This is a genomic window from Pseudomonas sp. JR33AA, from assembly GCF_021378985.1.
Taxonomy (GTDB): Bacteria; Pseudomonadota; Gammaproteobacteria; order Pseudomonadales; family Pseudomonadaceae; genus Aquipseudomonas; species Aquipseudomonas alloputida.
Map to the genome: position 1 here is coordinate 15,127 of NZ_JAJSAW010000011.1, position 13,202 is coordinate 28,328.

11 protein-coding genes are annotated in these 13,202 nt (G+C 63.6%); 5 read left to right on the forward strand and 6 right to left on the reverse strand.

From position 1 onward, the window contains the following. Nucleotides 1-88: 88 nt before the first annotated feature. The 4 genes from LVS58_RS17755 to LVS58_RS17770 all read right to left on the reverse strand — a co-directional run bounded on the left by LVS58_RS17755 (nt 89) and on the right by LVS58_RS17770 (nt 5,344). A complete protein-coding gene (locus LVS58_RS17755; RefSeq protein ID WP_233692126.1) occupies nt 89-1,129 on the reverse strand; it encodes an AraC family transcriptional regulator in 1,041 nt (346 codons plus the stop codon). Nucleotides 1,130-1,133: 4 nt separating this feature from the next. Continuing rightward, entirely contained in the window at nt 1,134-2,252 is a 1,119-nt protein-coding gene (locus LVS58_RS17760; protein WP_233692215.1) for a nitrilase-related carbon-nitrogen hydrolase, read from the reverse strand. Nucleotides 2,253-2,441: 189 nt separating this feature from the next. Next, entirely contained in the window at nt 2,442-4,085 is a 1,644-nt protein-coding gene (locus LVS58_RS17765) for a TULIP family P47-like protein (RefSeq protein ID WP_233692127.1), read from the reverse strand. Between the two features lie 26 nt (nt 4,086-4,111). Continuing rightward, entirely contained in the window at nt 4,112-5,344 is a 1,233-nt protein-coding gene (locus LVS58_RS17770; protein WP_233692128.1) for a TULIP family P47-like protein, read from the reverse strand. Between the two features lie 326 nt (nt 5,345-5,670). On the opposite strand from LVS58_RS17770, the gene LVS58_RS17775 reads away from it, so the two are divergent. Then, nucleotides 5,671-7,707: an NADPH-dependent 2,4-dienoyl-CoA reductase gene (locus LVS58_RS17775; RefSeq protein WP_233692129.1), complete on the forward strand. Its 2,037-nt coding sequence runs from the start codon at nt 5,671-5,673 to the stop codon at nt 7,705-7,707. Nucleotides 7,708-7,859: 152 nt separating this feature from the next. Next, entirely contained in the window at nt 7,860-8,750 is an 891-nt protein-coding gene (locus LVS58_RS17780; protein WP_233692130.1) for a 1-aminocyclopropane-1-carboxylate deaminase/D-cysteine desulfhydrase, read from the forward strand. Here LVS58_RS17780 and LVS58_RS17785 read toward each other — a convergent pair. Together LVS58_RS17785 and LVS58_RS17790 are read right to left on the reverse strand one after the other, a co-directional pair. Beyond that, nucleotides 8,741-9,286, reverse strand: a complete 546-nt coding sequence (locus LVS58_RS17785) for a cytochrome b (RefSeq protein ID WP_233692131.1) — start codon at nt 9,284-9,286, stop codon at nt 8,741-8,743. The two genes, LVS58_RS17780 and LVS58_RS17785, sit on opposite strands and share 10 nt — an antisense overlap. A gap of 146 nt (nt 9,287-9,432) precedes the next feature. Continuing rightward, nucleotides 9,433-10,455: a DUF1853 family protein gene (locus LVS58_RS17790; protein ID WP_233692132.1), complete on the reverse strand. Its 1,023-nt coding sequence runs from the start codon at nt 10,453-10,455 to the stop codon at nt 9,433-9,435. On the opposite strand from LVS58_RS17790, the gene LVS58_RS17795 reads away from it, so the two are divergent. From LVS58_RS17795 to LVS58_RS17805, 3 genes are read left to right on the forward strand one after another with little or no spacing between them, the layout of a single operon-like run. After that, entirely contained in the window at nt 10,454-11,344 is an 891-nt protein-coding gene (locus LVS58_RS17795; protein ID WP_003247220.1) for an NAD(+) kinase, read from the forward strand. The two genes, LVS58_RS17790 and LVS58_RS17795, sit on opposite strands and share 2 nt — an antisense overlap. Then, the gene (locus LVS58_RS17800) at nt 11,344-12,315 is read left to right on the forward strand and encodes a metallophosphoesterase (protein WP_233692133.1); all 972 of its coding nucleotides are present in this window, start codon (nt 11,344-11,346) and stop codon (nt 12,313-12,315) included. Before LVS58_RS17795 ends, LVS58_RS17800 begins: the two co-directional genes overlap by 1 nt. Next, nucleotides 12,312-13,199: a rhomboid family intramembrane serine protease gene (locus tag LVS58_RS17805; RefSeq protein WP_233692134.1), complete on the forward strand. Its 888-nt coding sequence runs from the start codon at nt 12,312-12,314 to the stop codon at nt 13,197-13,199. The genes LVS58_RS17800 and LVS58_RS17805 overlap by 4 nt, the downstream gene beginning before the upstream one ends. The last annotated feature ends 3 nt before the right edge of the window (nt 13,200-13,202 follow it).

Here is a 13,202-nt window from a genome sequence, read left to right on the forward strand (position 1 = left end):
GGGCTATGGATGAATATCAAGAAGAACTACTCGAAACCCAGGCTTACGAACTGGACACCCCGGAACCGGCCGACGACGCCACCGAACTCTAGCCCGGCTGCCGCTGACTGCGGCGGAACTCCCCCGGCGTGAGGCCCGTCCAGCGCTTGAATGCGCGCTGGAAGGCCTCGGCCGAAGCAAACCCCAACAGATAGGCAATCTCGCCAAAGGCCAGCGCCGTGTCACGGATGTAGGTCTCGGCCAGGTCGCGCCGTGTTTCGTTGAGCAAGTCGCGAAAGCGCGTGCCTTCTTCTGCGAGCTTGCGGCGCAAGGTCCAGCTTGGCAGCTGCAGGTGCTGCGCCACTTCTTCCAGGTCCGGTTCACGGCCGCCATTGAGCAGCGGGCCCAGCAGGTGGGTGATGCGCTCACCCAGGCTGCGAACGCGCGTGCGCTGCAGCAGTTCTGCCTCGCACAATTGCAGCAGATGCTGCCAGGTACTCGGGCAATGGCTGGGGTTGGCCAGTTGCAAGGTGGCACGGCTCAGGCGCAGCTGATTGCCGTCGGCGGCGAACTGCACAGGCGTACTGCAGAGCGGTTGATAGCGCGCAGCATAGGAGGGCGCGGCAAACTCGATCTCCAGGCGCTCGGCCTGCACCGGGGTGCCGGCAAGGTCGGCCAACTGGGCCAGCCAGCCGGCCAGCAGTGAGTCGACCACAAAGCGGTTGTAGTCGTTATAGGGGCTGATGGAATAAAAGCGCAGCCATGCGCCCTGGGCATCTTCCTCAAAGCTGGAATGGCCGCGGTAGTTGGCCGCGTAAAGCGGCTCGAAACGCAGCAGGGTGCGCGCGGCCTCACCCACGGTGGGGGCCTGGGCCGCAGTGATCCCGGCCAGGCCCGTATGCGCCAGCCGGCTGAGGCGCCCCATACGCAGGCCGAAAGCGGCCTCACCGCTCATTTCAATGGCTGCGTGGCCCAGATGCATGTAGCGGGGGATGGACAGGCGTGCGCCGGCTTCGCCAAGGCGTGTCGCGTCGAGGCCGTAGCGGCGCAGCAATGGTTCAGGGTCGTGGCCCAGCTCGCGCAAGGCTTCGCTCAAAGGCTGGACAAAACCAACCGACAGTTCGCCCAGGCGCACGCGGGGGCGGGCCATGGGCTTACAGCCACACATTCAGCAGGCGAGCACCTGGGCTGGGAGGGGCGGCAAGCAACGCTCCCGACTGGCGCGCAAAGCCCTGGCCATCGCTGCCCTGGTCCCAGAACTGTCCGCGCATGAACACGCTCATGCTGCTGATGTCGGTTCCGGCCACTTCGGTCAGGCGTTGCCAAGCCGTCTGTTCACTGACTTCGCCGCGCTGCAAGGCCAGCCCGGCGCTGGCATCCTGATGGCGATTTCCCCGCCAGGGTGCGTGCCAGCTGCCCTTGCCACTGAGAAACGCCGGGTTGGCGACCAGTTGTACGGCTTGTTCAGTCAGTTGCTGGTGGTTTTCCGGGTACCAGCTGTCACTGCCCACCAGTACCCCAAGGCGTCCGGCCGGGGTCTGCACGACCTGCAGCGGGTGCTGGCGGCCGTCGTGGACGTAGCGGCGCATTTCACTGTCGGGATATTGCTGGCGCTGGGGCTGCCCCAGTAGCGAGCCGTCACCGGCAAACACCACACTGCTGTTGAACAGCGGGCCACGGCCGGTGTGCAGTACGCCTTGTTTCACATAGGGTTCGGGCAGCACGATCGAACCGGCCACCAACGTGACGCCAAATTCCTTGGCCAGGCTGCCGAACAGCTGCTGGTAGTCCGTGGCCATCTGCTCGGCCTTCATGCGCAAGTGCGCATCGGCGCGCCAGTCATCGCCGTCAGCGCCAAGCAAGGCCAGGCCATAGCGCAGCGGGTTGCTCAGCTCCAGCCATTGTTGGGCTTCGCGGCGCTGGGTAACTTGATACAGCTCGTTCTTCTCCCCGCGCGCCCACAGCCAGGTACCGATGTGTTCCGGCAACACCACCACCGTGCGCGGGTTCACCAGGCCTTGGGCACGGGCTTGCTCCAGGTAGGCTGCAAGTTTACGGTGCAGGCGTTGCAGGTTCTGGTAGTCGCCCGGGTACAGCAGCGGCTCGATACCCAGCAGGTTGCCGCGTTCGCCCGGCACGCCATGGTTAAGCGCCAATTCGATGCGCAGGTCGGACAGGTAGTGGCCCTCCGGGCGCTGTTGGGTCCAGAAGCCATAGCCGCAGAGGGCGGCGATCATCACCAGCGCCAGGGCGCTTGCCAGGAGTTTTCGCATCAAGCGTGGTATTCGTTAAAAGTGGAGTGGCCATACGGAGCGATGAAGCCGCAATCTCGCGCCTTTGTGATCGGTTTGAGCAGCGCACTGCATGGATCCATGCACAATCGACTTTTGATCATACCAAAGGAATGGTGATGGGCGTGCAACGAACCCCGGGCATCGAGGCCCGGGGTAGTGTTGGCAAGGTCAGGCGGCCAGCGTCGCCAGGGCGAGGCGGTTGTTCTGGATGCAGAATTTCTCGAGCAACTTGAGTGAGCCACCGAATATCAGCGCACCGGAGTAGGTGATGTCGGTCAGGACAAAGGCATCGGGTTCAGTGAATGGCCATTTGACCTGGTTCGCCGCCACTTTGACCATGGGCGCTATGGACGGAATGTTGTTGGTTACCCCGCCAGCCACCACGCGCTCGATGATCACGTGGATGACGATGCTGACAATAGCCACCACCAACGCCGCGATGATGCCGACGATCAACGCCATCACCTTGCCGCCCACGCCACCCGCCACGGCGGTGGCCACCGCGGCAATTGCGCCCAGGATGGCTTCGGTGATGACCACCCAGGTGGCGATGTCTGTCGTGTTTTGGACATCCGGGTCTCCGACCATGGCATATACCATCACCTGTTCGCCCTTGTCGTTGACGCCCAGTTGCAGCGTCTGCTTGGTGACGATACGGGTATAGGCCACGACACCCGGAGAGATGTCGGTGCGTACCTTGCATTCGGTACGGATATAGGACTCGTCGAAGTTGATATCGAACTTTTCGGCCACGGGATGATAGGTGATGGCTCCGAACTTGACGCTGTCGAGCTTCAGATCGTTGGCAGTGATGGACGTGCCCGCTGCATCCAGGGTGAAGTTGGCCTCGGTGGTGCCCTCGAAGATGAACGGCAAGGCAGCCAGCAACTGGTACTTGACGAAGATCTCCCGGCTGATGAGGAAGTTGGCATTGTTGTCCGCAGCCAGCATCACGGCAGGCAACTGGTTCGGCAAACCCGTGGAGTCACGCTCGTTGGTCATGGCCAGCACGCCGAAGATGCTGCTTTCCTCACTGTTCTTGTCGGTATAGGCATAGCTCATGGAGGTGGCCCGCAGCCATTTGAACTCCTCGCTTTCCTTGCCCATGTTGTTGATCAGTACGGTACTGAACAGGGTGTCGAACTTCTTCAGGTTCTCGGGCTGGTTCAGCCAGTCTTCGAGCACGCCGCGCATCACGCTCTGGTCAATGCCGCTCAGGACGTTGTTCGGGTCCCTCAGGGCAATCACCGCCGCGATCGGGTCATCCGGGTCCGTTGCCTGGGTGTTGACCTGCAGTTCGTACGTGCCGTCTGAAGCCGATACTGGATTGGGCGCCGGGAAGTAGCTGAGCTTGACATAGACATCCGCGGACATCCCCTGAACCTGGTAGGTTTTGCCGTTCAGGCCTTTGTATGTCCCTGAGCCGAAGGGGATGCGCACCTTGACGTTGCGTCCGTCGCCGCCGGTGGTTATCGACCAGGCATCGAAGTCGGCCTTGAGCGAGAAGCTGTCGACCCCGGCGTCGATGTTGGCGGGGTAGGTTTTTTCCAGGGCGATGCGCTGGTTGAGCGCAGAGACCCGGCAGATGCTCACGGTATCCCAGCCATTGGTCGTGACCGTACTGGCCAGTGTTCCGGCACTGGTCAGTAGCTGCGCGGCCCGCAAGGCATCTTCGGAACTGTGTACAAGCGCCGCGTTGCGGTACAGGGGTGATTCGCGCAGGGTCTGGCGCGCGGTTTCATTGAGGTGATCGAGGCGTAGCGAGATGGGCTGGGCAAACCCGGACAGCATGACCTTGCTTTCATTGCTCATGATACGGCTCCTTGTGTTGGTGGGGGTCACACGTAGTTGATGACAAGGGCCTCGGCGAGGTAGCTCGACGAAGCGGTATGCGTGGCGTTGCTCCAGGACACGCAATCGATGGTGTCGGCCTTGACCGAGCCGCCACGCGCGGCGATGGCGCTGATCAGGTCATCGGAGATGACAGCGGTGACGATATGGGTGATCAGGCTGACGATGGGGGAGAGCCAGGCCAGGTACCAGGGAATATGGACTTCCTTTCTGAAGTCGGACGATTGCTTGACGAAGTTGATGGTGTTGCCATCGAGCACCAGCTTCATCCTTAGCCAGCCGTTCCACTTCATGTCGATCCCTGCGTGCAGGTCACAGTCGCCCTTATAGTCGACGGTGACGAAGTCGCCGAGTATTCGTGCAGGGTTGCAACCGGCGAAGACAACGGGGGTGTACCAGATCGCCCCTGATTTGATGGCCTTCATGCGCAAGGTCGGTATGTTGACCATCTGCGTATTGTCGAAGCGGTAGTCCTGCGCCGTGGCACCCTGGTAAAGCTGAAGCAGCCCGGGCAGTACCAGATGCTCCAGGACCATGCGTGGAGACAGCACATAGCTCGACTGCCCACCCTGGCTGATGCCCGACACATCGATATCCAGTGGCAGCTCACTGATGTCGCGTTCGGTACAGACGGCCATGATCGCCAGGAAGCCCGAATCGAGATACGCATAGGTACATTTGCGCGGTCTGGCCCATTCCGGGGCAGTGGTTTTGCTGAAGTTGATGGTCGCGAAGGTGTGGGTGAACTGTAGGGGATGCTCGACCAGGTAGTTGCAGATGCAGTCCAGCACCACGGCGGCGAAAGGGCCTAGCGACCCGTCGGGGTCTTGCAGGGTTATGCCGCGCAGCCAGCCACCTTCGTCGCCCTGCAATGGTTGAGTGGCTCCGGCCTTGTGCACGAAGGCCGACTTCAACTGCACCTGGCCGTTGCCTTGAGGCAACAGCGACAGGGTGACCTCGATGATGGCAACCGCGCCGGTCAGCGAGCGGCTGGTGCCACTGGCTTCGAAAAAACCTGAGCGTATAGGCATGCGCAGGCGCAGCAAGCGCCCGCCGCCACCGTTTATGACCGACCAGCAGTCGAACACTCCGTGGCAGGCGTAGCCTTCATCCGAGGTATAGGAAAATTCGTGGTCGAGGCTGTTCCAGCTGGCTGCCAAGTCACTGTTCACGCTCTCTTGGCGAACGATGCTGATGGTGTCCCATCCTTTTGTCAGCATGAGCGAACCCTCCGGGCGCACTGAGTAGGCGCCACGTTCCATGGGTGGATGATCAAACGTGCTTGAAGAGTCTGGCAGAGCTGCGTTGCCTGGCAAATGCGCGGGGAGACTGTTTGGCGATCAAGCCAGGCGAACCTTATAGCGGTGAAATCCTGGCAGCTTTGCTGCCGACGGTTGTCTCCGATGTTCGTGACGATCATTAACTTGTCAGTTTTGATCATTGAGGCAATTCAAACGGCTGTTTAATGTCGCTGACATACAAACGACGGGGCCCGCCACCAGTGAGGTGCCCGCATTCCGTGATCACGCCATCAGGGGACCTTTCCATGGCCGCCGACCGCTACCCGCACCTGCTTGCCCCGCTGGACCTGGGCTTTACCACCTTGCGCAACCGCACCCTGATGGGCTCGATGCACACCGGCCTCGAAGAGCGCCCCGGCGGCTTCGAGCGCATGGCTGCATACTTTGCCGAGCGCGCCCGCGGTGGTGTTGGCCTGATGGTCACTGGCGGCATTGCGCCCAACGATGAAGGCGGGGTGTATTCCGGTGCGGCGAAGCTCAGCACCGAGGAAGAGGCCGACAAGCACCGAATCGTCACCGAGGCGGTGCACGCCGCCGGTGGCAAGATCTGCCTGCAGATCCTGCATGCCGGGCGCTACGCCTACAGCCCACGCCAGGTGGCACCTAGCGCGATCCAGGCGCCGATCAACCCGTTCAAGCCCAAGGCGCTGGACGAGGAGGGGATCGAGAAGCAGATTGCCGACTTCGTCAATTGTGCCGTGCTGGCCCAGCGCGCCGGTTACGACGGCGTCGAGATCATGGGTTCGGAAGGTTATTTCATTAACCAGTTCCTCGCCGCGCACACCAACCACCGCACCGACCGCTGGGGCGGCAGTTATGAAAACCGCATGCGCCTGGCGGTGGAAATCGTCAGCCGGGTGCGCAGCGCGGTAGGGCCGAACTTCATCATCATCTTCCGCCTGTCGATGCTCGACCTGGTCGAGGGTGGCAGCACCTGGGACGAGATCGAGCTGCTGGCCAAGGCCATCGAGCAGGCCGGCGCTACCTTGATCAACACCGGCATCGGTTGGCACGAGGCGCGCATCCCGACCATCGCCACAAAAGTGCCGCGTGCGGCCTTCAGCAAAGTCACCGCCAAGTTGCGGGGCGTGGTGAGCATTCCACTGATCACCACCAACCGCATCAACACCCCGGAAGTGGCCGAGGCAGTGCTGGCCGAGGGCGATGCCGACATGGTCTCGATGGCCCGACCGTTTCTCGCCGACCCGGACTTCGTCAACAAGGCCGCTGCCGGTCGCGCAGATGAAATCAACACTTGCATCGGCTGCAACCAGGCCTGCCTGGACCACACCTTCGGCGGCAAGCTGACCAGCTGCCTGGTCAACCCGCGTGCCTGCCACGAGACCGAACTCAACTACCTGCCTGTACGTACGGTGAAGCGCATTGCCGTGGTAGGCGCCGGCCCGGCTGGCCTGGCGGCGGCCACCGTGGCGGCCGAGCGGGGCCATGCGGTGACCCTGTTTGACGCCGCCGGTGAAATCGGTGGCCAGTTCAACGTGGCCAAGCGGGTGCCGGGCAAGGAAGAGTTCTTTGAAACGCTGCGTTACTTCCGCAACAAGGTCAAAAGCACGGGCGTCGACCTACGCCTGAATACCCGTGTAGATGTGCAGGCACTGGTGGACGGTGGCTTTGATGAAATCATCCTGGCTACTGGCATCGCCCCGCGGACACCGGCCATTGCGGGCGTGGAGCATGCCAAGGTGCTTAGCTACCTGGACGTGCTGCTCGAGCGCAAGCCGGTGGGCAAGGCTGTAGCGGTAATCGGTGCAGGGGGTATCGGCTTCGATGTGTCCGAGTACCTGGTGCATCAGGGCGTGGCCACCAGCCAGGACCGAGCGGCATTCTGGAAAGAGTGGGGCATCGATACCCAGCTTCAGGCGCGAGGTGGCGTGGCCGGGATCAGGGCCGAGCCGCATGCCCCCGCGCGGCAGGTGTACCTGTTGCAGCGCAAGAAATCCAAGGTGGGTGACGGGCTCGGCAAGACCACCGGCTGGATTCACCGCACCGGGTTGAAGAACAAGGGAGTTCAGATGCTCAACAGCGTCGAGTACCTGGGTATCGACGATGCCGGCCTGCACATTCGTGTGGACGGCGGCGATACGCAGGTGCTGGCGGTGGATAACGTGGTGATCTGTGCCGGGCAAGATCCGCTGCGCGAGCTGCAGGAAGGGCTGGTGGCGGCGGGGCAGTCGGTGCACCTGATTGGTGGCGCGGATGTGGCGGCGGAGCTGGATGCCAAGCGGGCGATCAACCAAGGTTCGAGGTTGGCGGCCGAGCTCTGAAATTGTCGGGGCCGCGTTGCGGCCCTTTCGCGACACAAGGCCGCTCCTACAGGGATTTGCCCAACCCCGGGCCCTGCGCAAGACCTGTAGGAGCGGCCTTGTGTCGCGAAAGGGGCGCGCAGCGCCCCCGCGTTCACTGGTAAACTCGCTGCATGCGCCTCGACCTAGCCCAAGCCCCTCTGCATCCACTGAACCTGCCCTGGCTGGAAAACGCCAGGGTCAAAGCAGCCATCCTGCGTCTGGACCTGATCGACCCGCTGATCAGCGGCAACAAATGGTTCAAGCTGCGACATCACCTGCAGCATGCCATGGCCAGCAACGCTCCTGGGCTGATCAGCCTAGGTGGCAACCATTCCAACCACCTGCACGCCCTGGCCGCCGCCGGCAAACGCTTCGGCTTCGCCACCGCCGGCTTGCTGCGCGGGCACGCCCAGGACACGCCGACCGTGCGTGACCTGCAGGCGCTGGGCATGCAGTTGCACTGGCTGGGCTACGGCGGTTACCGCGCGCGCAACCAACCCGGTTTCTGGCAAACCTGGCAGGCGCGCTATCCGGGTTGGCAGTGTATTCCCGAAGGCGGTGGCGGGCTGGCGGGGGCGCAAGGCTGTGCCCTTATCCTCGATCAGGCCCGCGCACAACTCGCCGCACTCGGCTGGGCCGACTATGACGCTTGGTGGCTGGCCGCTGGAACCGGGACGACCATGGCCGGCATGGTGTTGGCCGAGGAGGGTAGGCATGTGGTGCATGGCGCATTGGCCGTACCGCGGGATCATGGGGTCGAGCAAGCGCTGACCGAGCTGGCGGGGACGCAGGGCTATCAGCTGCACGACGCCTGCCGTGGCGGCTTCGGCAAGTTCGACGATGAGTTGCTGGCGTTCATCGCCGACTGCGAACGGCACACCGGCGTGCCACTCGAAGCCCTCTATACCGGCAAGGCCCTGCTGGCCCTGCGGCAACAGGTCGAGGCCGGGCTGTTCGCGCTCGGCACTCGCCTGATCGTGGTGCACACCGGCGGGTTGCAGGGCCGGCGCGGTTACTTGTAGGGCAGCATGCGCAACAGGGTGTTGTCGCGCTTGACGTAGTGATGGTACAGGCCGGCCACGGCATGAATGCCGATCAACCAGTAGCCCCAGCTGCCGATGCGTTCATGCCAGCCCTTGATGAACTTGGCCTGGTCCGGGTCGGGGCCGATCAGGTGCGGCAGCTCCAGGCCGAAGAACGGCACCGGTTTGTCGGCGGCGCTTAGGATCAGCCAGCCGGCCAGCGGCAGGCCGATCATCATCAGGTACAGTGCCAGGTGCACCAGGTGCGCCAGGCCGGTCTGCCAGGCGGGTGGTTTTGGCACGATGGGCGGAGTCGGGCGGCTCAGGCGCATGGCCAGGCGCAGCCAGACCAGCACGAACACGCTCAGCCCCAGCATGAAGTGCAGGTCCTTCATCAGGTTGCGTTCAGCGCTGTCCTTGGGGAACAGGCCACGCAGTTCGATGAGGGCATAGACAGCGGCCAGCAGCACCAGCATCAGCCAATGCAGGGCGATGGACAGGCGCGCGTAATGGGTCGCGGGGTTGGATGAAACCATGATCGGTCCTCGTCATCAGGTCGGAAAGGCGCTCTTGCTGGCGCTCAGGTACCATTGTAAGGGTTACCAGAAACGAATCTTTGCGCTGGGTCTGTGAAAATTGTGTTGTCGGCCACTACCCCGTTCGCGGGCCGGAACAGGTGACATCAGTTACCGGGCAGATACGGCCAGTCATCAGCCACCAGAAACACCCGCTCTGCCTCCTGCCAGGCGCCATCGGCATCAGGTGCCAGTCGTACCAGCAACTGCGCCGGTGCCTGCTGCTCCAGCACATGCAGCCACGCCGCAAACTGCTCCGCGTGCCAGCACTCACCTGACTCCACCCTTGCCGGCGCCAGCCAGGCATGCCGCTGCAGCGGCTGCCAACGCTCGCCTTCGCCCATCACCCAGTCCCGCCGACGAAGCCAGCGACCACGCAAATGTTGCGGGTTGGCGCCCTCAGGGGCCTCGGGGGGCCCAGGCCATGGATAGAACAGGTAACCCCCCAGCCACATTTGCGCCTGCACCTGCTCCACCCCTAGCTGCGCCAGCGCCTGACGGCTGTGCGCCCCCTTGGACATGGGCAACTGGTGCCCCGCCAGGTGCGCAAGCTTGGTCCCCAGCCGGTCATGGCAACCTGGCCCCAGCCAGGCATGGGGATCGTGCCCGGCGCCTTCCGGGCCCAGGTACAGCTTGATCGCCAGTTCCAGGTGGTGCACGCCGTCGCGGTCGCGCATCACCACGTCGAGCTCGCCCAAGGTGCGCCCGCCGTCGCGAATCGCCAGGTTGGCGGCCAGCAGCTCGATGCCTGGTGCCTGGCCCAGGGCAAATTGCCACAGGCGTTCGTAGTAATGCCCCAGGCGCCGGCTGCCCAATTGCGCCAGCCACTCGCGCAACGGTCGGTCATCGGCATCCAGGGCCCGCAACCATTGTTCAAGGCGCTGCGGCTGCTGCGCCCACAGGCTGCCCGCCAGCGGGTGGCGCTGGGGGCAGGGCGGGGCGCTGAGCAGTGGCGGCGACAACACGGCCCATGCCAGGTCACGCACGGTGGGGCGCTGCAGTTGTCGGGGCAGGTCGTGAAGCTGGGCGAATGGCGTCATCCTGCGAGCATAGCCGGTTTGCCGCTGCCCGGTGGTTTCGCCCATAATCGGCGCATCGTCACCCGCCGCAGAGCCTTGCAGGAGCCCCATGGAGCAATTTCGCAATATCGGTATCATCGGTCGCCTTGGCAGCTCCCAGGTGCTCGACACCATTCGCCGACTGAAAAAATTCCTCCTCGATCGCCACCTGCACGTGATCCTCGAGGACACCATTGCCGAAGTGCTGCCCGGCCATGGCTTGCAGACGTCCACCCGCAAGCTGCTGGGCGAGGTCTGCGACCTGGTCATCGTGGTCGGCGGCGACGGCAGCCTGCTGGGCGCTGCCCGCGCGCTGGCCCGGCACAACATTCCGGTGCTGGGTATCAACCGTGGCAACCTGGGTTTTCTCACCGACATCCGCCCGGACGAGCTGGAGCAGAAGGTCGCCGAAGTGCTCGACGGCCACTACCTGGTAGAAAACCGTTTTCTGCTGCAGGCCGAGGTGCGTCGCCATCACGAGGCCATCGGCCAGGGCGATGCGCTGAACGATGTGGTGCTGCACCCGGGCAAGTCCACGCGCATGATCGAGTTCGAGATCTACATCGACGGCCAGTTCGTCTGCAGCCAGAAGGCCGACGGCCTGATCGTCGCCACCCCCACCGGCTCTACCGCCTATGCACTGTCGGCCGGTGGCCCGATCATGCACCCCAAGCTCGATGCCATCGTCATCGTGCCGATGTACCCGCACACCTTGTCGGGCCGGCCGATCGTGGTTGACGGCAACAGCGAGCTGAAGATCGTGGTGTCCAAGGACCTGCAGATCTACCCGCAGGTGTCCTGTGACGGCCAGAACCACTTCACGTGCGCCCCCGGCGACACCATCACGGTCAGCAAGAAGCCGCAAAAGCTGCGCCTGATCCATCCGCTGGACCACAATTACTACGAGGTCTGCCGCACCAAGCTGGGTTGGGGCAGCCGCCTGGGGAGCAGTGACGACTGATGCTCGATCCGGCGCGAAGTTTTGACATCATCGGCGACGTGCACGGCTGTGCGCTTACCCTTGAACGCCTGCTCGACGCCCTCGGATACAAGCGCGTGGCTGGCGTGTGGCGCCACCCGCGGCGTCAGGCGCTGTTCCTTGGCGATATCGTCGACCGCGGGCCACGCATTCGTGAGGCGCTGCACATCGTCCACGACATGGTCGAAGCCGGCCAGGCGTTCTGCATCATGGGCAACCACGAATACAATGCCCTGGGCTGGGTCACCCCGGCGCTGCCTGGCAGCGGCAAGGCCTATGTCCGCGAACACACGCCGCGGCATGCCCGGTTGATCGACGAAACCCTGACCCAGTTTGCCCAGCACCCCGGCGATTGGCACGATTTCGTCAACTGGTTCTACCAGTTGCCGCTGTTCATCGACGCCGGACGCTTCCGCCTGGTGCACGCCTGCTGGGACCCGCGGCTGATCGAGCCGCTGCGCCAGCAATACCCCGACGGACGCATCGATGAACACTTCATCCAGGCCTCGGCGGTCAGTGGCAGTTTTGCCGACACCGTGTGCAACCGCCTGTTGCGCGGTACCGACATGCGCCTGCCGGACGGGTTGACGCTGACCGGCGGCGACGGCCTGACCCGCGCCTTCTTCCGCACCAAGTTCTGGGAAGAAGACCCGAAAACCTACGGTGACATCGTGTTCCAGCCCGATGCCTTGCCCGAGAAAGTGGCCAGCACCCCGCTCAGCCACAGCCAGAAGAACGCCTTGCTGCGTTATGACGAAGACCAGCCGATGCTGTTCGTCGGGCATTACTGGCGCAGCGGCCGCCCGGCACCGATCCGTGCCAACCTGGCCTGCCTGGACTACAGCGCCGTGCTCTACGGCAAGCTGGTCGCCTACCGGCTGGATGATGAAACCCGCATCGACCCACACAAGTTCGTCTGGGTCGACGTCGACCGCCCACAGGCCAACCAATGAACATTATCGAAGTGATGCGCCTGCCGCTGTCGGTCGACCTCAGCGGCTTCGTCCACCTGTTGCAACGCCTGCAGGTGCCGCACCGGGTCAGCGAGGAGGGTGATGCCCAGGTCCTCTGGGCCCCCGACACCCTGGCCGAAGATGTGCTGCAGCTCTACCAACGCTACCCGGACGGCAACGCCGACCTCGAACTTGCGCAGGACCCTGTGGGAGCGGGCATGCCCGCGAACAGCCCCACACAACCCTCCCTGGTAGCGCAAGCCAAAGCCTGCAAAGTCACCACTCTCACCCTGCTGCTGTGCTTCATCGTCGCCGGTCTGACCAACCTGGGGGACAACTTCACCACCATCAGCTGGTTCACCTTCCTCGACTTCCGCGTACAGGGCGACTACCTGTACTTCACGCCGCTCACGCAAACGCTCGACCAAGGCCAGTGGTGGCGCCTGGTATCGCCCATGCTGCTGCATTTCGGCGTGCTGCACCTGGCCATGAACAGCCTGTGGTACTGGGAGCTGGGCAAACGTATCGAACTGCGCCAGGGCCCGTGGGCGTTGCTGGGCCTGACCCTGCTGTTCAGCCTGGTGTCCAACCTGGCCCAGCACTACACCAGCGGGCCGAGCCTGTTTGGCGGCCTGTCCGGCGTGCTGTACGGCCTGCTCGGGCATATCTGGCTGTACCAGTGGCTGGCGCCCGACCGTTACTTCAACCTGCCCAAGGGCGTGCTGGTGATGATGCTGATCTGGCTGGTGGTATGCCTGACCGGCGTGGTCGGCACCCTCGGCCTTGGCCAGATCGCCAATGCCGCTCACGTCGGCGGGCTGCTCATCGGATGCCTGACCGGGCTCTTGGGTGGGGCGCTGGCCCGGCGTAAACTGTCCGCTTGAATC

Bases quoted from the DNA above. Each gene is read 5' to 3' on its own strand.
- LVS58_RS17755 (WP_233692126.1), bottom strand. From the start codon at position 1,129: ATGGCCCGCCCCCGCGTGCGCCTGGGCGAACTGTCGGTTGGTTTTGTC.
- LVS58_RS17795 (WP_003247220.1), top strand. From the start codon at position 10,454: ATGGAGCAATTTCGCAATATCGGTATCATCGGTCGCCTTGGCAGCTCC.
- LVS58_RS17785 (WP_233692131.1), bottom strand. From the start codon at position 9,286: ATGGTTTCATCCAACCCCGCGACCCATTACGCGCGCCTGTCCATCGCC.
- LVS58_RS17805 (WP_233692134.1), top strand. From the start codon at position 12,312: ATGAACATTATCGAAGTGATGCGCCTGCCGCTGTCGGTCGACCTCAGC.
- LVS58_RS17775 (WP_233692129.1), top strand. From the start codon at position 5,671: ATGGCCGCCGACCGCTACCCGCACCTGCTTGCCCCGCTGGACCTGGGC.
- LVS58_RS17760 (WP_233692215.1), bottom strand. From the start codon at position 2,252: ATGCGAAAACTCCTGGCAAGCGCCCTGGCGCTGGTGATGATCGCCGCC.
- LVS58_RS17770 (WP_233692128.1), bottom strand. From the start codon at position 5,344: ATGCTGACAAAAGGATGGGACACCATCAGCATCGTTCGCCAAGAGAGC.
- LVS58_RS17765 (WP_233692127.1), bottom strand. From the start codon at position 4,085: ATGAGCAATGAAAGCAAGGTCATGCTGTCCGGGTTTGCCCAGCCCATC.
- LVS58_RS17790 (WP_233692132.1), bottom strand. From the start codon at position 10,455: ATGGGGCTCCTGCAAGGCTCTGCGGCGGGTGACGATGCGCCGATTATG.
- LVS58_RS17800 (WP_233692133.1), top strand. From the start codon at position 11,344: ATGCTCGATCCGGCGCGAAGTTTTGACATCATCGGCGACGTGCACGGC.
- LVS58_RS17780 (WP_233692130.1), top strand. From the start codon at position 7,860: ATGCGCCTCGACCTAGCCCAAGCCCCTCTGCATCCACTGAACCTGCCC.